Below are 19,458 nucleotides of genomic sequence, written 5' to 3'. Positions count from 1 at the left end.
TTACATATATTTATAATGAACTTATGCAAGTTGTTATTTCTTATGGCTTTCGTTAAAAAAGAATAAACACAGTCACTAAACATATATTTAATTAAGCTTAACTTGAGGGAATAAAACTTTGGATCAAATTTGCAGGGATTCGATAATTAGTGAAGATTACAGTGATTTTATTGTTGAATATAGAAAAAATATCAGTACCTTGGAATCATTCCCTAATTCCTGTTATAATGCCATAGATGATAATTATGCAGTAGTATATACACCGACGGTAAATGTTTCTGTAACAGACCTGCTACATACCTATGGGTATGGGATATTTCCGGGTTTATTTGGCTTAATGGATGTTGGCAGCCTAGAAGCTTCTGGAGTGACCCGTGTAAGGAATGTACCGAATCTTGCATTGTTAGGGGAGGGGGTTCTGATTGGCATAGTGGATACCGGCATCGATTATACCCATGAGGCCTTCCGTAATGCAGACGGAACGACCAGAATAATATCAATATGGGATCAGACGATTCCTGCCGGTCCCTATCCTGATACCTATAATTATGGCACAGAATATAGCAGAGAACAGATAAATGAAGCTTTAAGAAGTGAGAATCCCCATTCAGTAGTTCCAACTGTAGATGAGTTAGGACATGGTACATTTTTGGCAGGAATTGCAGCAGGAACGCCGAGTCTTACGAATGAATTCTCAGGAGTAGCCCCGATGTCAGAGCTTGTTGTAGTGAAGCTGAAGCAGGCGAAACAGAACATCAGGGAAGTTTTTCGTGTACCCTCCGATGCCGTATGTTATCAGGAGAATGATATTATGTTTGGAGTCCGTTATTTGGCAGATATGGCGAGAAAATTGGAAAGGCCTATTGCAATATGTATTGGACTTGGCTCTTCCCAGGGCTCCCATGACGGAAGGGTGCCCTTGTCAATCTTTATATCAAATCTTGCTGACCAGCCAGGCGTTGCTATCACGGTAGCAGCCGGAAATGAAGGGAATTCAGGACACCATTTTCAGGGGCTTATTAGCAGAGGCGGGGAACAGTCCAATATGGTAGAATTAAAAGTAGGACCGAATATCAAAGGCTTTTCCATGCAGCTATGGGGAAATGCACCGGGGACCTTTTCCATAGACATCCTTTCTCCCACTGGTGAATACATACCCAGAATACCGGCAAGAATAGGGGAATCCAGAGAAATAAGGTTTATTTTTGAAGAAACGGTAATTCACGTGGATTATTTTCTCCTTGAAACTCAGACAGGCGACCAGCTGATTTTAATAAATTTTGATAATCCGACAGAGGGTATATGGAGATTTAAAGTATATTCCACAGGAGATTTAAATGCAGAATTTCATATATGGCTGCCCATTACGGCGTTTATAGGGACTGAGACATTTTTTGTGCAGCCAACGCCCAATGTTACCGTGACATCTCCGGGAAATGCGGCTATTCCAATTGTAGTGACTGCTTATGACTATACAAATAACAGCTTGTATTTGCAGGCAGGCAGAGGCTTTACAAGAGTTGGTGCGGTAACCCCAAGTCTTGCGGCACCGGGGGTGAATTTAACGGGACCCGAGCCGGGAGGAACCTATGGAAAAAGGACAGGAACCAGTGGTGCAGCTGCTCATGCGGCAGGGATAACGGCAATGCTGCTGCAATGGGGGAAACAATCAGGTTATTATTCTCAGCTTGACAGTGTTGAAATGAAAAACCTGCTTATCAGAGGTGCGAAAAGAGATCCGAACAATACCTATCCCAATACAGAATGGGGATATGGTATTATTGATATTTATAATACCTTTATCAGCTTGCGGGGAGAGCCCGGATAGAAGAAAGCGGCAGGGGGAATCCGCTCTGCCTTCTTTTCTATCCAGGATAACCCGGAGTATATTCCTATTTACATCCTAAGTTAGATATGTTAGAATATTAATCAGATAGAAAAAGTCTTAAGATACGGAAAATGCGGTGGTTTCACCGATAAAGGCAAACCTCTTGAAAAACAGGGACGCAAAACTACAGGGCCTTACTAAATGAATCATTTAGCTGGCAGCCAGTTACCGAAGGGAGCTTTTTTTATGCTTTTTTATAAATTTTACTAATTTGCAATGAGGGCGGGTAATTAGTGTAATACAGGAATCATACCTATGGGGAGATGGTATGGCGTAGAGATTATGGAAAGCTAGGTTTGGGGCTTTCCATAATCTCTTTCTCTGATTTCTTCCGGATAAAGACAAAAAGTTTGAATGTTCAAAAAAATTAAAAAAATAAAAAAAATTCAAAATAATGCTTGCTTTTGAGAAAAGTTTGAGTTATAATATCATTCGTGGCTGACACAGAGCTTGTCAGAAACATAAGAGATTAATAAATATTGGGCTATCGCCAAACGGTAAGGCACTGGACTCTGACTCCAGCATCTCAAGGTTCGAATCCTTGTAGCCCAGCTAAGTAAAACCCTGTAACTGGTATGGTTACAGGGTTTTTCGTTGTGCTTGGAAACAAGCAAATATAATATAGATATTTTCTTTTTTGTTAATTAGACTCTAACTTCACACATAGATATTAGTTCTATTTCCTTTTAACAGGAAAGCATACCTCTGTTACCAATTCCTCCGGGTTCTGGGTCTGGGCAGGGCTCACATGGTATATGCAGAACATGGCACCGTTAAATTCGCAGCCATTGTCGTTGACCCAGTTGGCAACGGCATGGTTTACGGTTGTAAGCTGATCATAGCTGCCTTTGTAGGTGGCGGAGGCTATCTGGATGGCAGGAACGGATTTGAATACTACGTTTTCTGTATTTTGATAGGTTCCTTTCACCGTTTCCTGTATTTCCACATCCACATCACTTTCCTTGAAGCCTTCGTCATGGAAGATAGCAAGAGTGTAGCAGTTTTCAGCCGGCTGCAGGTTTAAAGCTGCCGTTTCGGTCATCAGAATATTCCAGAGCAAGCCCTCCTTATCATAAGCCGGGATTAGCTTTCTTACGCTGGCAACATATCGTTCAGGTAATGTTTTTAATGTAACGTTATAATTCATAGCGGTATCGTCCTTTCTCAGCCGCTCGATGGCTGTTTCAAGAAGCAGCAGACGGTTGTTTGTTTGATGGACTTCTTCCTGTACCTCAGCCTGCTTGACTGCCAAAAATTTCGCAAGGGCCTGGGGATTATCATAGCTTTTTAATATTTCTGCAATGGTCGCCAGATTGAAGCCCATGTCCTTTAAAGCTGTAATCCTTCCGGAGACCGGCAGCTGGTCTTCACTGTAATACCGGTAGCTTGTAAAAGAATCAATGGTTTTTGGCACCAGCAGTCCAATCTCGTCATAATGCCGCAGCATCCGTATACTGATTCTTGATAGTTTGGAAAAATCTCCTATTTTTAACATTTATTATACCTCACATATATGTGTTTCTTGAGCTCATATTCAGTATAGAGTATACCATAATGTGAGAGTCAACAGGTGATTTTATAAAATTAAAAAGAGCCTGCCGCACCCTGGATTAAAATCTATTTGGCGGCAGGCTCTTATGCTATTCAGACTGGATTTCCTATTTCTTTGCTTTAGGCTCCCCAGTTAGGAACTTCGGTATTGACGTAGTTATCATAATAGGATGTTCTTTATATTCACGTATACAGGCCTATAGGCTGTGATTTATTTATAGTAAACCGTGCCGGAATAATCCGTAAATATTGTTACCTGTAAGTAATTCCCTATGGCAGTAGGTGCTGAACATGCTGCACGGGTTAAATTCAGTGTACCTTTGTAGGTACCATCGTCGTAATTATATGCAGCCGGTACATAGGATGCAGGTGAAGAACACTATTATCCAATATAGTAACCAATATGTATGGACAATAATATAAATGTGGAACTAAAATATTCAATATCAATAAACTTATAAAAGAAGTAAATTTATTTTTAGGTGGAATCTTATGAAAGTTCATAGTACAATGCTAACATAGATTGACAACCTGTTGGGATAACACATGGAGATTAGCATGAGAGTCAGAAGGAAGCAAAAACGCAGAAATATATTACATTCAGGCACAATATTTACTCAGTTGGTGCTTTTTACGGTTATTATCAGCTTTATTCCGATTATATTTGTCAGTACGGTTTTATTTCGTAAAATCAGCAGCATGGTTACGGAGGAACTGGTGAATTCCCATTATCAGCTGGCAGCCCAATATACCTCGAACCTGGAGAATAGTTTTTACCAGTACAAGGACAGTTTAAGGCAAATTTCCAATAACACCATCGTATTGGATACACTTCTTGGCAACACCAAGAATAAGAATCCCTATGTAAGGGGCACAAATGTAAGTGTTGAAATCAATAAATCCCTTCACCTGGACAGCCCTGAGCTCCGCAACTGCATGGTGTATTCGGATATTACAGATAATAAGATCTATGGCAACAGGGTTACCATGATGGAAGGCGCAAGTACGGAAATCTGGTATATCAATCATGAGGCATTGACAAAGGATTATTTCATTTATTCTTCCGGTGATAAAAAGAGGAGTACCATTCTTTCCCTTATCCAGAAAATTGTCTATCTGGATGTTACCAATTATAAAACCAAATATGTAGGCTTTATCAAGCTGGATTTATATATGGAAAAGCTATTTTCACCGACGATGGATGACAGTGAAGAAAACTATTCCTACGATGTTATTATTCTGGACCAGGGCAACCGTACCGTCTATTCTTCCAACACGGACTATAATGGCATTACGGATAAAACGACTTATGAGCAGCTTAGTAAGAAGCGCATTAATTATTATAAAGATGCTATGGTATGTACGGGCTTTGAAAAAAATTACGGGCTTAAAATGATTTTCCTGTTCAGCAACCAGCAGCTGATAAATAGAAAGTCCGAAATTGAGAGTACCCTCTTTCCCATCTTTCTTATTGTGGCTGCGGTAATTGTAGTAACAGCCTTTGTCTTTACCAGGGGCTTTTCAGGAAGGGTAGCCAGGCTTATCGATAAATTCAAGGTGGCGGAAACCGGAGACCTTACCATTACCGAAGAAATTGAAGGAAATGATGAAATTACTGTACTGGACAGGCAGTTCAGCCACATGCTTTTAAAGCTGGACGGGCTTATCAAGAAAAATTATATCCAGCAGCTGGAGAAAAAGGAAAGTGAGTTCCGCAACCTGCAGCTCCAGATTAACCCCCATTTTTTGTATAATACCCTAGAGACCATCAGCTCCATTGCAGCGGTGAACAAAGTATTTATCATCTGTGATTTATGCGAAAAGCTCGGTGAGAATTTCCGTTACAGCCTGGGCAAGAATTACGGGGAATTTGTAACAGTGACCCAGGAGCTGGCACACACGAAGAACTATGTATATATTCAGCAGACCAGATTCGGTAATAAATTCGAGGTATTTTACAATGTGGACAAGGAGGCGGAGGATAAGCGGATTCTTCGGTTCATCCTTCAGCCCATTGTTGAAAATGCCATTGTTCACGGACTGAGCAATATGGAAGGAAAGGGAACACTTGAGATATCCATCAGCAGGGAGGAAGAGCTGCTGGTGATAAAGATAGCGGATGACGGGGCAGGCATGGACGCAGAGAGGCTGGAAGAAATCAGCCGGTATATCAATGACTCCAATATCGAAGACAAGAAGAGGCATAGCATAGGTATCCGCAATGTAAATCAGAGAATCAAGCTTGCCTGTGGCAGTGAATACGGCATAACGATTGAAAGTGCTCTAAACAGGGGAAGCTGCTTTACCATAAACTTGCCATTAATGCAGTAGGGAGGGACATCAAATGGAACGAAGTATTTTAATAGCGGATGATGAGAAGCTGATCCGGGATGGGATTAAAGCCAGGCTGGAATATCTGGAATTAATCCCGGAAGCCTTGTATGAAGCAGAAAATGCGGAACAGGCCATGGAAATCCTGGGGGAGCATCCGGTGGATATTGTAATAACGGATATTCGAATGGCAGAAATGGACGGCTTGTCTTTTATTCAACAGGTAAAGCCCCTTTATCCGAATATTCAGTTTATCATCCTCAGCGGCTATGCGGAATTTGAATATGCGGAGCAGGCCATTCAGCTGGGAGTGAAGGCCTATCTCTTAAAGCCTATTTCCAATGATTCCTTGAAAAAAGCGGTGGAGGAGGTTGTGGCCAAGCTGGATGAGCTGGAGAGCCTCAAGCGTACCGTCAGTGAGGGAAACCGCTCGATTGAAGAGAAAAAAAGACTGCTCTTTGATAAAAGCGTCAATGACCTGCTGAGGACCGATTCCCCCCTGTGGCAGAGGGAGAATGCCAAGCTGGTGTATCAGAAGTTCCCGGTGCAAAACAGATGGATTATGGTGACTCTCATTAATATTGATGTGGAAAGCTATGAGCAGGGCAGCTTTGGCTACAGGGATATTGAACTGGTGAAATTCTCTATCCGGAATGTTTTTACAGAGCTGCCTTCCCAATGCGAAAAGATTATCGTGAGCAATCTTGCCAATATGAATCAGCTCTTTGCCTTCATATCCCATAGCAATGAGAGCCAGCTGCGGGTGGAAGCAGAGAAGCTTTTTACCAGCCTTTCCAACCATATGGGCAGAAAGCTGAAGATTTCTCTTACCTTTGGCATCAGCTCCGCCCTGCCGGAAATATCGGCAGAAGGCAATAAGGAGGCGCAGGAAGCTCTTTTGCAGAGGATTATTCATGGGAAGAGTAATCTATATTTCTATGATGATATCCGAATACTTTCAGCCGACCAGTTCCCCTCCTCGGAGCTTCATATGCTTTTTCAGTATATTGAGCGCAGGGATGCGGGGAATATTGAATTTTTGATTAATGATATATTTTCCGATGAAAGCATCAGAAGGTATAATGCTTCCTATATCCGTATTATATGGGCCAGGATAATCAACATCCTTTTAAACGTGGCAAACCCGGTCTTTACAAATGACCCGAAAAATATGGAAAAGCTGATTTTGAATTTTGATATTTTTGATACCTTTCAATCGATGGATGACCTTCGCAGCTACCTCTATATGCTGGTGCTGGATTGTATACAGGTCAATGCGGATATTGACGTCAATGCAAGAAATAAGATTAAAATGGGAATAAAGTACATCAGGGATCATTACAACAGAGATATTGCAATCAATGAATTGGCAGAGAAATTTGCTATCAGCCCCAATTATTTCTCCACCATATTTAAAAAAGAAACGGGTCAGACTACGGTAAACTTTATCAAAGAGCTGCGCATTAAGAAGGCCTGCGAATATCTGGTAAGCTCGGATAAGAGCATTTCGGATATTTCCAATGAAGTGGGCTATGAAGACAGCCAGTACTTCTTTCGCGTATTTAAAAAGGCTACCGGTCTGACACCGCTTGAATACCGCAGGACCTACCGTAAGCAATGAAAATCTGCCCTTACAGTACGATGGTGGGAGCTATGGCAACCAGATTTTCAATACGGGTATCCTTGTGGTAGAGCTTTGGCAGAAGAATTCTTTCATTTTCCAGTTCTTTCAGGGTAACAACTGCTGGAATCCTTACGGAGATTTCCTTGGTAAGGATTCCTTTTTTTGTCTTTATGGCAAGATAATAAGGGTCCGGCTCTTCGTGCAGGTAACCCGGTTTTCCGGTTTCCAGGATATGAAAGGTGATGCAATCCTTCTCTTTCCCCATAAAGGTTTCCAGTAGGGGGCCTCTTGATATCCAGGTTCTCTGGTGCCTTATGGCGGTGTCCAGTTCTCCGGCTATATCACCGCCGGGGGTGCCTTCGATATAGGTGGCATAATGGTTGCTCATATCCCAGGCCCCGTGGAGGTCCATGCCGCAGGTAAAGGCAAGGGGATACCCTTTTAAGACCAGTTCTTCCCACCATAACAGGCCGCGCTCATTTACCTCATGGAGGGGTTCCAGGTTATTGAAGACCTCTATAAAGTCCAGGGAATTAAAATCATGGATTTCCATATCGAAGCGGCAGCCTCTGGCAAAGGGATGGCCATAGGAGAAGGGATGGGCGACACCGACCAGGGCACCTTTTGCTTTCGCAGCTTCAAATAAGAGCTCCGGCTTATGGATATTGATATTTTCCCAGGGAACATATTCTGTTAAATTCAGGCAAAGAATATGTCCGTAATAGGTGGTATATTCCATTCCGTAGATACAGGAAAGGGGAGAGGAATTCCTGGCAAGAAGCTCTTTTATTTTAAGATGGCCGGATATGGTGTTATGGTCTGTGATGGCAAAGGCATCTACCCCGTCTTTTTGGAGAAAGTCTATCAGGGCAGCAGGAGTGAGGCTGCCGTCGGATTCCGTTGTATGGTTGTGCAGTTCCAGGCGTTTATACATGAGAGCCTCCTTTTTCTTCCCCGTTTACGGACAAGGTCACTTCATAATGGGTATCATCCAGTATCACGTTAAAGACCACCAGGGTAAGGCGGATTACTCCCTGAAGGCTTTCCTGAGGAAGGCAGCCTTCGCTGGTGTATTCACAGGAATAATGCATATGCCTTTCAGTTAACTGCTTATGTACGCCGCCGATAAAGGCATCGTTCATAGTGGCTATGGTGTGGATTTCCGTTTTCATGCCCTTAAGGGTATTTATTATCTGCTCCTTCTCCCTGATTTCCGATTCATATTCACCTTTGCAGGCAGCAATGAATTCAGTCTCTGCTTCTTCGGTGATATGGGTATAATGCTGCTTGTCAAAGGTAAAGGCAATGTCCATCTCACGGTATTCCTTATCCAGGCAGACAGTATAGGATATCTGTCCGACAAAGCCTTTGTTTAGAACACCTCCTACGGTGTAAATAATTTTCATTCTGACCTCCAGTCCGTCATTTCTTATGACATATGTATTTGCCGGAAATTGTTCTGCTGTACTTCCGGCTGTCAGCTTCAATATACTACGTACAAATTACAGATGCAAGGCAGCTGGAAAAAGATATAAAAATATCCACTGTTCTGCAAAGATTTATCCATTGTCGAAAAAGGACAAATTACATAAGCTTAATACAGAGAAAACCGTATTACAAAAGTCAGCCCGGAAAGGAATAGCAAAATGAAGAAGAGAATATTTCCAAGATTCGAAAATACTTACAGGGGAAACCTTCATACCCATACTACCCGCTCGGACGGGGCCTATGAACTGGATGCCGTCCTTCATGCCTATCAGGATATGGGCTACCAGTTCCTTTGTATCTCTGACCACCGTAAATATTATGTCAGCAGTATAAAGGAAAATGAGAATTTTATCATTCTGGACGGCATGGAGGGAGAAGTGGGAGACAGCAGCTATCATATCCATGCCATTGCGGATTATTCGGCAGAGGAGGCGGAAAGATTTGAAGCTGAGAGTATCTGGCCTGTGACGGAGCAGAGCCCTCAGGAGACTATAAATGAGTATATAAAAAGAGGGAATATCTGCATTATCAACCATCCCAGATGGACAAAGCTGGAATATGAGGAGCTGCTGGAAGCAGAGGGCTACTTAGGGATAGAAATTTATAACAATAACTGCGACAGGGAAAGCCTGACGGGATATGCCACGGATTATTGGGATTATTTATTAAGAAAGGGCAAAAGGGTCTATGGCTTTGCTTCCGACGATGCCCATGCAAAGGATATCCACTGCAATGTCAGTGAGTATTTTGGCGGCTGGATATGTGTATCCGCCGAAGGACTGTCACAAAAAAACATCGTAAACAGTATGAAAACCGGAGATTTCTACGCTTCCAACGGGCCGGCATTTCTTACCATTGACAAGGAAGACCGTACCATAAGCCTTCAGACAAGTCCTGTGAAATCCATTGCATTTATTTCCTGGCCGGAGCATGGTGTCAACGTCTATGATAAGAGCGGAAAGGATATAAGAGAGGCAGCCTTTACAGTACCCGAAGGTGCCCGTTATGTAAGAATAGAAATTACGGATCAGAATGGGAAAAAGGCATGGTCAAATCCTCTTTTCTTTTAAAGTATGTAAAAGTGATTCGGGTGTCATAAATTAATCTCAGCCTTCGCCTATGTATACCTGGAGTATAAAAATGCAGCGAAGCGACTTTCACGGAGCTGAGTGTATTTTTATACTCCAGGTATACATTCAATAAATATGAAATTAATTTATGGCACCCGAATTAAAATTAGTGTGTAGAAATTTACACTAAATCAAAAAGTTTCGTCCATTGTGGGATCAGGTATGCTTTTTTATAATAAAAGCAGAATAAGAGAGAGGAGGAACAGCATGGCAGCCGGAACAGTTAAAAAAACACAGCAAATGTATACGAAACAGCCTGTTGGGAAGAGAATTTTAAAATTCTGGCCTTTGTATTTGATGCTGGTGCCCTGCATCATTTATTACATTTTGATTTGTTACATTCCAATGGGAGGCGTTGTTCTGGCATTTAAGGACTATTCTTTCCGAAAGGGAATATGGGGAAGTCCCTGGGTAGGGCTTCGGTATTTTAAGACCTTCTTTACCAGCTTTGATTTCTTACGTTTGCTTCGCAATACCTTAACAGTGGGATTTATCAAATGTATTCTTGAATTTCCCTTTGCGATTATCCTGGCATTGCTGCTCAATGAAGTACGAGGAATGAAATTTAAGAAAATCAGCCAGACCATTACCTATCTGCCTCATTTTTTGTCCACCGTAATCATTGTTACCATGATGCAGAGAATACTGGCTCCTAATACAGGTGTGTTAAACCAGATAATCGGAAAGCTGGGAGGAGATTCCAGTACCTTCTTTTTGATGGATTCCAAGTACTTTTTCCAGCTGCTGTTCTCCATGGATTTATGGAGGAATATCGGATGGGATTCCATTATCTACCTGGCAGCAATCAGTGGTGTGGATTTGGCACTGTATGAAGCCGCCAGCATTGACGGATGTTCCAAGCTAAAGAAAATGTGGCATATAACCCTGCCGGGTATCAGAGGAACCATCGGACTTTTGTTTATTATGGGAGTGGGAGGCTTATTGTCCACCGGCTTTGAGCAGATTTTTCTCTTAAGGACACCGGGTAATATGTCCGTGGCAGATACGCTGGACACCTTTGTAGTACGAATTGGTCTTATGAACGGACAATTTGGTTATGCTACTGCTGTAGGACTGGTACAGGGGGTTGTGGGACTGACATTGGTTATTATCTGCAACAAGCTTTCGAAAAAGTTTACAGAAGTCGGCCTATGGTAAATAATAATATTCACTCATCAGGTTTGGAACCGGACAATGCACAATGCTCCGGTGCAAACGTCAGAGGCGCAAATAATATGCGCAGGAATGGAGGTAATTATGAAAAGAAGTATTTTGAAACGTTTCCTTGCTGTGGGACTCGTTGCCACGCTGGTAGTTTCCGGTGCAACTGCCTGTTCAAAATCAGGCAAGGATGCATCCAATAGCAGCAATTCCGCCGATGCTGCAGATGGGGCTGCCGCATCCGGCAAGCCGGATACCTGGATTGCAGACAGAACCATTACCGTACAGGCATATGTAGATGATATCGGAAACAGCCTGCCGAAGAATTTAAATGACACCGCGGTTATGAAAGAGCTTACAAAGCGTACGGGTATCAAGCTGGATATTCAGTATACACCCGGTGACACTGATTCCAGTGTTATGGCAGCACAGCTGGCATCCGGCACCATCCCCGATGTCATTGTCTCTTATCTGGATGATTCTACCAGACCGGAATTCCCGATTCTTTTAAAGGGTGCCCGTGAAGGCATGTTTGCCGATGTATCCGGATATCTCAAGGATATGAAGGTCTACAGCCGTTACCTGGAGGATGGATACCTTCCAAGCGATACCCAAAAGAACATTACGTTCCGTGATGAATTTAAAGGAGCTGCCTATATCCTTCAGCTTTCCATTGACTCCGAAGACAGATCCCTGCAGTATAACCCCCAGGATGCCTATGTCGGCGGTATGTACATTCAGAAATCCATTGCGGATTCCCTTGGCATAGACCCCACCAAGATCACTACCCAGGAGCAGTTCTATGATTTACTGGTAAAGATTAAAAAGGGCGGCTTCAAGGACGATAACGGCAATGCTGTTTATCCTTTAGGACCGAAATACTGGGGCGGCTCTTCCGATGCCCTGAAGTACATTGTACCCGGTTACAACTGGGGCGTCAGTGACGGCTACAATCTTGCAGAGGACGGCAGCATTAAGCATGAAGTGGATACGGACTATGTATATAAAAAGATTGACTATGTAAGAAAGCTTTTGGCAGAGGGACTGATGAACCCGGAATTTTTCACCATGGACGCTACCCGTGCGGAAGAGGTATCAAGGTCACATAATTCTGCAATTATTGCGGATGTCCATAACTATCAGGATATTATCTACGGTTCCGATGACTGGGTACCCTTAGGACCTTTAAATGACTTTACCGGAAACAATGCAACAGTAGTACATGGAAAGCACCGCTATGGCGCCTGGGCAATTTCAGCCGATGCTAAGAACCCGGAAGAGATTTTAAAATTCTTTGACTATCTTGCCAGTCCGGAAGGACAGCTGCTCTGCCAGTATGGCATAGAGGGCGAAACCTATAATATGGTGGACGGCAAGCCGGTCCTGACGGATGAGGCATTAAAGAAGCTTAACGACGGTGACAAGGATTACCTGGTAAATAAAATCGGTGCAGGCTTTGGCGGCTCCGGCTGTGTATTCTTCTACTACATGCTGACCAATATCGATAATTTAGGAAACTTCGGAGAAAGCCGTCCGGGTGCCGGTTCCAGTACAACCTTTGCCAGATCTGTTGAAGTTGCTAAGGATTACCCAAGAACCTTAAAGCTGGTTCCCGGTCTGGATGCAACAGCTTACCTGTCCGCAGATTCTCTTACAGACGTAAAGGCTCAGATGTCCCTGTTAAATTACCCGGATATGCTGGTGCAGGCAATTTATGCAGGCTCTGAGGATGAAGTGAAGCAGATTGTTGAGTCCTTCCGCCTGCAGATAAAACAGGCAGGGAATGACACCTTCATCGAATACATCACCAAGCTATATAAAGACGACAAAGAGGCAATTGACTTTTATACGAAATAACAGAAATGAAATAATAGAAATGCAGAACCAGCAGTAAAATCTGCAGCAGCGGGGGATGTCTCAAAGGCCTTCCATTGGCTTTTGGGGTACCCTCGTAAATGAAAGGATAAGGTGCAGCTTATATGAAAAGTAACAGGATTAAAGCCAGTTTTTCTGAGCAGGTATTGCAGGTGGTCATCTATTGTATACTGATAGGACTTTGTCTCATGATTATTCTTCCCTGTATTAATATCGTTGCTTTATCCTTTAATGACGGAAAAGATGCGGCCAGAGGAGGGATATACTTCTGGACGAGAAAGTTTACCTGGGATAATTATAAAGAGGTGATCCAGGACGGATCCATTACAAAGGCCTATTTCATCACCATAGCCCGTACGGTTATCGGTACCGTGGCCAGCCTTATTGTTACCTCCTTTGCAGCCTATTCCTTAAAGGAAAAGGAGCTGCCGGGAAGAAAGTTATTGACTATTCTGATTACCTTTACCATGCTCTTCAGCGGTGGTATGATACCGACCTATATCCAGTACAACAAGCTGGGATTAGTCGACAGCTTCTGGGTCTATGTCGTACCAAGCCTTGTCAGTGTTACCTATTTGTTAATGATGAGAACCTTTTTTGAAACAATTCCGGAAAGCCTGGAGGAGTCGGCCAAATTGGATGGCTGCGGATATTTTAAGATATTTTCGACCATCATTATTCCTCTCAGCAAGCCGGTAATGGCGGTCGTTGGCCTGTATACGGCGGTAAACCATTGGAATGACTGGTTTTCAGGAGCTTTTTATATGCGCTCCAGCAGCTTGTGGCCGGTTCAGACTGTGCTGCAGCAGATGTTATCCAAAGCAATGGCCAGCAGGGAGGTTACGACGGTTTCTCAGGCAATTGCCCAGAATACCAATACGGTTACTTCCGATTCCCTGAAAATGGCGGCAGTGGTCGTAACAACAGTACCGATCCTGTGTGTTTATCCCTTTATCCAGAAGTATTTCGCCAAGGGAGCCATGATAGGTGCGGTAAAAGAATAAGTGATAGAATAGAACATAGGATTCTTTACCAACGTGTAATGGCAGTATTGCTCCGGTACAAGGTGTAATATATTAGATGGAAAGCGGGGGTAAAGAATTTTTTATATATAAGTATTCAGGAAAGAGGTTAAAATGGCAGAAAAGAGATGGGATGTTTTTATTTACGGTGATGTGAACGTGGACATTATAATTCCCGGTGTGGAGAAGTTTCCGGAACCGGGCCAGGAGGATATAACGGATACCATGGAGACCTATGTAGGAGGGGGAGCGGCACTTTTTACCCTCGGTCTTGGGAAATTAGGCTTAAAGCCGGTCTTTCAGGGCTCCCTCGGAGAAGACTGCTACGGAAAGTTTATTCTGGAGGAGTTTCATAAGAGTAATGTGGATAATTCCCTGCTATGCTTTAGCAGGAAGCATAAAACCGGCATATCCCTAAGCTTTACCAACGAAAAGGACCGTTCCTTTCTGACCTACCGGGGAACCAATGAGGAGATTAACCTGGGGGATATTGACCTTGACCAGGTAAAACAGGCCAGGCATATCCATGTTACCGGCTACGAAGGAAGACGAAACCACGGGGAATACCTTAAGCTCTTAAAGGAAGTAAAGGAATTTCAGGATGTAAGCGTCAGCTTTGATGTGGGCTGGGATGCATCCGGTGAATGGTATGAAGGCATCTATGAGCTGTTTCCCTTCATTGATGTGTTATTTATGAATGAAACGGAAGCAATCCATTACGGGAGAAAGGCAGAGGCCAGGGAAGCCATCGGGGAATTTGCCGCACAGGCAAAGATTGCCGTAGCCAAGCTTGGAAAGAAGGGCTCCCTTGCCTGTATGGGGAGAGAATTCTTTCAGGCGGCCCCCTTTCAGGTAAAGGCTGTGGATACTACCGGAGCCGGGGATTCCTTTAATGCAGGCTTCCTGTATGGATATCTGAAAGGGAAGAGCCTTACGGAATGCCTGTCCATTGGAAATGCCTGCGGTGCCTTATCGGTAACGGCCTATGGGGGAAATACGGCATTTCCGACGGAAAAGGGGCTGTATGAATTTTTAGAGGAACAGAAAGAGAGGTAAGATTATGAAGATTGCGGTAATCGGAGGAGCAGGAGTAAGAACCGTTATATTTATAAACGGTCTGCTGGCGCGCTATAAGAAATTAAACATAGATAAGGTGGTATTATACGATATTGACGGAGAGAAGCAAAAGATAATCGGAAAGCTCTGCTCCCATGTAATCAGCCGGAAGAAGGAAGAGCTCAGGCTGGAGATAGCCGAAAATCCCATTGAAGCCATTACCGGTGCGGACTATATCGTAACGACCTTAAGAGTGGGAGGGGACCATTCCCGAGTGACGGATGAATCCATTGCCCTGAAGGAAGGGGTAATCGGACAGGAAACAACCGGAGTGGGAGGTTTTTCCATGGCTGTCCGCACCATACCGGTTCTTCTGGAATATTGTGAGCTGATACGCCTCCATGCCCCCAATGCCTGGATTTTTAACTTTACAAATCCTTCGGGACTGGTTACCCAGGCCTTGAAAAGCGCAGGCTATGACCGGATCATTGGAATCTGTGATGCACCCAGCAGTACCAAATTCAGAATGGCTAAGCTGCTGGGATTAGAAGAAAAAGATTTATATGTGGAATTTTTTGGCCTGAACCACTTATCCTGGATAAGAAGTGTTAAAATAGGAGAAAAGGAAATTCTGCAGGACTTATTGCAGGATGACGGCTTTTTAAATAAAGTACAGGAGTTCTCTATGTTCGACCCGGAACTTCTGCGCTCCATCGGCTTTTTGCCCAACGAATACCTGTATTATTATTACCACAGGGAGAAGGCCCTGGAAAATATCCAGAAGTCCGGGGAAACCAGGGGCAGGACCATTGAAGCGGTCAACTGCGAAATGATGAAGGAATTAAAGAATATGGACATGGATGCAGACCCGGAAGGGGCGCTTCAGATATTCCTCTATTACATGGCATTAAGGGAAAGCTCCTATATGAGCATCGAGACCGGAAGCGGCAAGAGGGAAGAGATTAAAAGAGGAGCCCTTGAAGTACCCGACGGTATGGGCTATGCAGGCGTCATGCTGGATTGTATCGAAGGACTGCAAAGTGAAGCGGGGTACAGTCTGGTCCTGTCCGTAGAGAACAATGGCTGCATAAAGGGGCTTTCGGATCAGGATGTGATCGAGGTCACCTGCAACGTATCAAAGAGCGGTATCCACCCGGTTCCAATCGGCGAGGTACCGGAGCCGTCTTATCTTCTGATACGCCTGATAAAAATGTATGAGAAGCTTACCATAGAGGCTGTCAGAACAAAGTCGAAGGATACGGCCATTCAGGCTCTGACGCTGCATCCGCTCATCAATTCCTATTCCCTTGCCAAAAAGCTGGTGGAGCAGTATGACGAGGCATACGGAATGTTTTAGAATGAAAGGCGGAAAGGAAATACCGCAGGCAGTAGGCGGGGGGTATACAAAACAATGAAATTTACAGAGAATAAAAAATATGAAAGAAAATGCCCTTTTGACTGGCTGGTAATTCCCTATGAAAAGTTGGAAGAGCTGAAAGAAAGGCTTAAGCAGCTGGCAGAGGAAGAAAAGCAGCAGACGGTCCTTCTCCAGACAGGTGAGCCTCATCCGGCATTCTGGGAGCGGGTATCCCGAAGGTTTACGGACACGGCTCTGAGAGCGCCAAAGACCACCGGCCGGCAGACTGAATTTCTTACGGATGGAAAAGGAACCCTGTGCATAACCTTTCTGTCTTTGAAGCAGGATAGGGGAGCAGCTCTGGAAGGACTGAGAGATGCTTTCCGGGAATTAGGCAGGGAGCTTTCAGCTGACTGCCAGATTCTTCTGGAAGGTCTTCAAATACCCGGCTTCAGCGGGCAGGAAGTGGCGGAGCAGGCCGTGAGGGCCATGTACTATGGGGCTTATTCCTTTGTGCCGGGAAAGCTAAAGGAGCTGACAGGCAAAAGGATATATTCCATGCGGAATGAGCTGAAGGAAGAGAAGGATTCCCTTCTGGTTACGGTAATCAGCAGCAGCTCCATAGGCGAAAGCCTGAAAAAGGCAGCAGATTACGGCCAGTGCATCAATCACGCCAGAATGCTTGGAGACCTTCCGGCAAACTATCTTCGTTCCAGGGAATTTTCCTGGTATCTGGAGGATTTGGCCAGGGATTACGGCTTGGAGTATGAAATCTTAGGTAATCAGGAATTAAGTGCCCTGCACAGCGGCGGAATTCTTGGAGTCAATAGCGGAAGTGCGGAGGAAGCAAGGCTTATTTCCCTTTATTATGAGGGTCAAAAAGGGGCACCGGTAACGGCTTTAGTTGGGAAGGGCGTTATGTTCGACAGCGGCGGTTACCATTTAAAATCCCTTTCCTCTATGGAGGGCATGAAATACGATATGTGCGGCGCTGCCAATATGGCGGCAGCCTTTGAAATCGCCGTCCGTCAGAAAAGCAGGAAGAATCTTCTCCTTCTTATACCGGCAGTGGAAAATCTCATCGGCCCTGCTGCTTTAAAGATGGGGGATGTCTTAACTACCATGTCCGGCAGGACCGTGGAGGTGTATAATACGGATGCGGAAGGAAGGCTCATCCTTTGTGATGCCCTGACCTATGCGGCAAGGAAGGGAGCAAGGACGATTCTGGACCTTGCAACACTGACCAATTCCTGCAGAAAAGCTCTGGGGGATGAAATCTCAGGCATTTATTCCAACGAGGAGGCTGTATGCAGGGCCTTTGAGGAGACAGCAAAGAGGCAGGGGGAAAAGGTCTGGAGACTTCCTCTTGATGAATGCTACCACAGGCTCTTATACCGTACAGAGACGGCGGACCTTATAAACTACGCTCCCGAGGGAGAGGGAGGTGCCAGTGTAGCTGCCTGCTTTCTGGAGGAATTTATAGAAGAGGATACCGCCTGGATTCACATGGATATTGTCGGCACATCCGTAAACCGGAGAGAGACCAGCCGGCATGCAAAGGGTGCCTCCGGCATTCTTGCCGCTTCTGTGGCTGCCTTCCTGGAATAAGGTAATTGACATAGGAAAAGAGTTCAAGGGGATGGTCTTTTGTGAAAGAAACAGCAGGAGGTTAGAGCGCTTATGAAACCAGAGGAAAAACAACTGGAATTAAATCAGACAGTATTGGAGATAGCAAAAAAAATCGGGGAAAGCTTTTCCGGTGAAGAAAAGCTGTATCAGACATTTCTTAATTGCTACACCAGTACGGCAAAAACAACGGTAAAATTTTTAGAAGGGGGAGAGGTCTTTGTATTTACGGGGGATATAGAAGCCATGTGGCTGAGGGATTCCTCGGCCCAGGTGGTGCATTATCTTCCCTTTGCAAAGGATTATCCTATTATAGCGGAGTTCATCAGGGGCTTACTAAAAAGACAGATGCGCTGCATACTTATAGACTCCTATGCCAATGCCTTTAACGAAGAGGCCAACGGCAGATGCTGGGAGGTGGACATTACAGAGTCAAATCCCTGGGACTGGGAGCGCAAATATGAGGTGGACTCTCTTTGCTATCCGGTCTGGCTGCTGCATGAATATTGGAAAATAACCGGGGATACGTCGGTCTTTACCGGCGGGGTAAAGCAGGTATTCCAAACCATCGTTGACCAGTGGAAGAAGGAACAGAATCACGGCAGTGCTTCTGCTTATTCCTTTGAGCGCTTGAACTGTCCGCCCTCGGATACCTTGACCAGGGAAGGACGGGGTGAGCCCTGCGGCTATACGGGAATGACCTGGTCGGGTTTTCGCCCCAGTGATGATGCCTGCCGGTACGGCTATCTCATTCCGGCTAATATGTTTGCTGTCACCGTGCTGGGCTATATGAAGGAAATGACGGAGACAGTTTATAAGGACAGTACCCTTGCAGACCGGATGGAAAAGCTATCCGGGGAGATAGAAGAAGGAATCCGAAAGTATGGAATTATACGGCACGAGAAATACGGTGAAATCTATGCCTATGAAACGGACGGGCTGGGGAATTACAATCTGATGGATGATGCCAATGTACCAAGCCTGCTGTCAATACCCTGGCTGAAATACCGGGATGAGAACGATAGGATATACCAGAACACCAGGAAGTATGTATTAAGTTTGACGAACCCTTATTATTTTGAAGGAAACAGAGCGAAGGGCATCGGCAGCCCCCATACGCCAAAGAATTATATCTGGCATATTTCCCTGACCATGCAGGGGCTTACAGCTGTAGAAAAAGAAGAGAAGGAAGAGCTTTTGCGGGTGCTTCTCGACACGGATGCCGATTGCCTGGTAATGCATGAGGGCTTTCATTGTGACGACCCTTTAAAGTTTACCAGAGAATGGTTTGCCTGGGCGAATTCCTTATTTGCTCTCTTTGTAATGCAGCTTTATAGGAAATAAAGGAG

The 19,458-nt window shown here is 44.5% G+C and carries 14 protein-coding genes, 1 tRNA gene and 1 riboswitch; of the genes, 12 read left to right on the top strand and 3 right to left on the bottom strand.

The features are described from left to right. Positions 1–118: 118 nt before the first annotated feature. Both BUB77_RS27045 and BUB77_RS27040 read left to right on the top strand, forming a co-directional pair. Positions 119–1,828 (top strand): S8 family peptidase, encoded by a 1,710-nt coding sequence (locus BUB77_RS27045; protein ID WP_073280297.1) that lies wholly within the window; start codon positions 119–121, stop codon positions 1,826–1,828. Between the two features lie 143 nt (positions 1,829–1,971). Beyond that, positions 1,972–2,061: riboswitch (cyclic di-GMP riboswitch) on the top strand. A gap of 307 nt (positions 2,062–2,368) precedes the next feature. After that, a tRNA-Gln gene (locus BUB77_RS27040) sits at positions 2,369–2,440 on the top strand. A 124-nt stretch (positions 2,441–2,564) separates the two neighbouring features. Here BUB77_RS27040 and BUB77_RS27035 read toward each other — a convergent pair. Beyond that, positions 2,565–3,383: a MerR family transcriptional regulator gene (locus BUB77_RS27035; RefSeq protein ID WP_073280296.1), complete on the bottom strand. Its 819-nt coding sequence runs from the start codon at positions 3,381–3,383 to the stop codon at positions 2,565–2,567. A 614-nt stretch (positions 3,384–3,997) separates the two neighbouring features. On the opposite strand from BUB77_RS27035, the gene BUB77_RS27030 reads away from it, so the two are divergent. Together BUB77_RS27030 and BUB77_RS27025 are read left to right on the top strand one after the other, a co-directional pair. Next, positions 3,998–5,770 carry a sensor histidine kinase gene (locus tag BUB77_RS27030; protein ID WP_073280295.1) on the top strand — a complete coding sequence of 591 codons (1,773 nt, stop codon included), beginning with the start codon at positions 3,998–4,000 and terminating at the stop codon, positions 5,768–5,770. A 13-nt stretch (positions 5,771–5,783) separates the two neighbouring features. Then, on the top strand, positions 5,784–7,391 hold the full coding sequence (locus tag BUB77_RS27025) for a response regulator transcription factor (RefSeq protein WP_073280294.1): 1,608 nt from the start codon (positions 5,784–5,786) through the stop codon (positions 7,389–7,391). 10 nt (positions 7,392–7,401) lie between these two features. On the opposite strand, the gene BUB77_RS27020 is transcribed toward BUB77_RS27025, so the two are convergent. Both BUB77_RS27020 and BUB77_RS27015 read right to left on the bottom strand, forming a co-directional pair. Further along, positions 7,402–8,328, bottom strand: a complete 927-nt coding sequence (locus tag BUB77_RS27020; protein ID WP_073280293.1) for a CehA/McbA family metallohydrolase — start codon at positions 8,326–8,328, stop codon at positions 7,402–7,404. Beyond that, entirely contained in the window at positions 8,321–8,800 is a 480-nt protein-coding gene (locus BUB77_RS27015; RefSeq protein ID WP_073280292.1) for a DUF6669 family protein, read from the bottom strand. The genes BUB77_RS27020 and BUB77_RS27015 overlap by 8 nt, the downstream gene beginning before the upstream one ends. A 240-nt stretch (positions 8,801–9,040) precedes the next feature. Between BUB77_RS27015 and BUB77_RS27005 the strand changes: the two genes are divergently transcribed. From BUB77_RS27005 to BUB77_RS26970, 8 genes are all read left to right on the top strand, one after another. After that, complete coding sequence (locus tag BUB77_RS27005; protein ID WP_073280290.1) at positions 9,041–9,952, top strand: CehA/McbA family metallohydrolase domain-containing protein; 912 nt, start codon at positions 9,041–9,043, stop codon at positions 9,950–9,952. Between the two features lie 267 nt (positions 9,953–10,219). After that, on the top strand, positions 10,220–11,170 hold the full coding sequence (locus BUB77_RS27000; protein ID WP_073280289.1) for an ABC transporter permease: 951 nt from the start codon (positions 10,220–10,222) through the stop codon (positions 11,168–11,170). A 99-nt stretch (positions 11,171–11,269) separates the two neighbouring features. After that, positions 11,270–13,030 (top strand): extracellular solute-binding protein, encoded by a 1,761-nt coding sequence (locus tag BUB77_RS26995; RefSeq protein WP_073280288.1) that lies wholly within the window; start codon positions 11,270–11,272, stop codon positions 13,028–13,030. A 122-nt stretch (positions 13,031–13,152) separates the two neighbouring features. Then, positions 13,153–14,052 carry a carbohydrate ABC transporter permease gene (locus tag BUB77_RS26990; RefSeq protein ID WP_073280287.1) on the top strand — a complete coding sequence of 300 codons (900 nt, stop codon included), beginning with the start codon at positions 13,153–13,155 and terminating at the stop codon, positions 14,050–14,052. A 132-nt stretch (positions 14,053–14,184) separates the two neighbouring features. Then, positions 14,185–15,126, top strand: a complete 942-nt coding sequence (locus tag BUB77_RS26985) for a carbohydrate kinase family protein (protein WP_073280286.1) — start codon at positions 14,185–14,187, stop codon at positions 15,124–15,126. A 4-nt stretch (positions 15,127–15,130) separates the two neighbouring features. After that, complete coding sequence (locus BUB77_RS26980; protein ID WP_073280285.1) at positions 15,131–16,483, top strand: family 4 glycosyl hydrolase; 1,353 nt, start codon at positions 15,131–15,133, stop codon at positions 16,481–16,483. Positions 16,484–16,537: 54 nt separating this feature from the next. Continuing rightward, entirely contained in the window at positions 16,538–18,091 is a 1,554-nt protein-coding gene (locus tag BUB77_RS26975) for a M17 family metallopeptidase (RefSeq protein WP_073280284.1), read from the top strand. Between the two features lie 72 nt (positions 18,092–18,163). After that, positions 18,164–19,453, top strand: coding sequence for a glycoside hydrolase family 125 protein (locus tag BUB77_RS26970; RefSeq protein ID WP_073280283.1), 1,290 nt, complete (start codon positions 18,164–18,166; stop codon positions 19,451–19,453). Positions 19,454–19,458: the final 5 nt, after the last annotated feature.

The sequence above is a fragment of the Anaerocolumna jejuensis DSM 15929 genome (assembly GCF_900142215.1).
In the GTDB taxonomy this organism is placed as follows: domain Bacteria; phylum Bacillota; class Clostridia; order Lachnospirales; family Lachnospiraceae; genus Anaerocolumna; species Anaerocolumna jejuensis.
The sequence above is the reverse complement of the archived record's forward strand: the minus strand, read 5'-3'. Positions and strand labels throughout refer to the sequence as shown.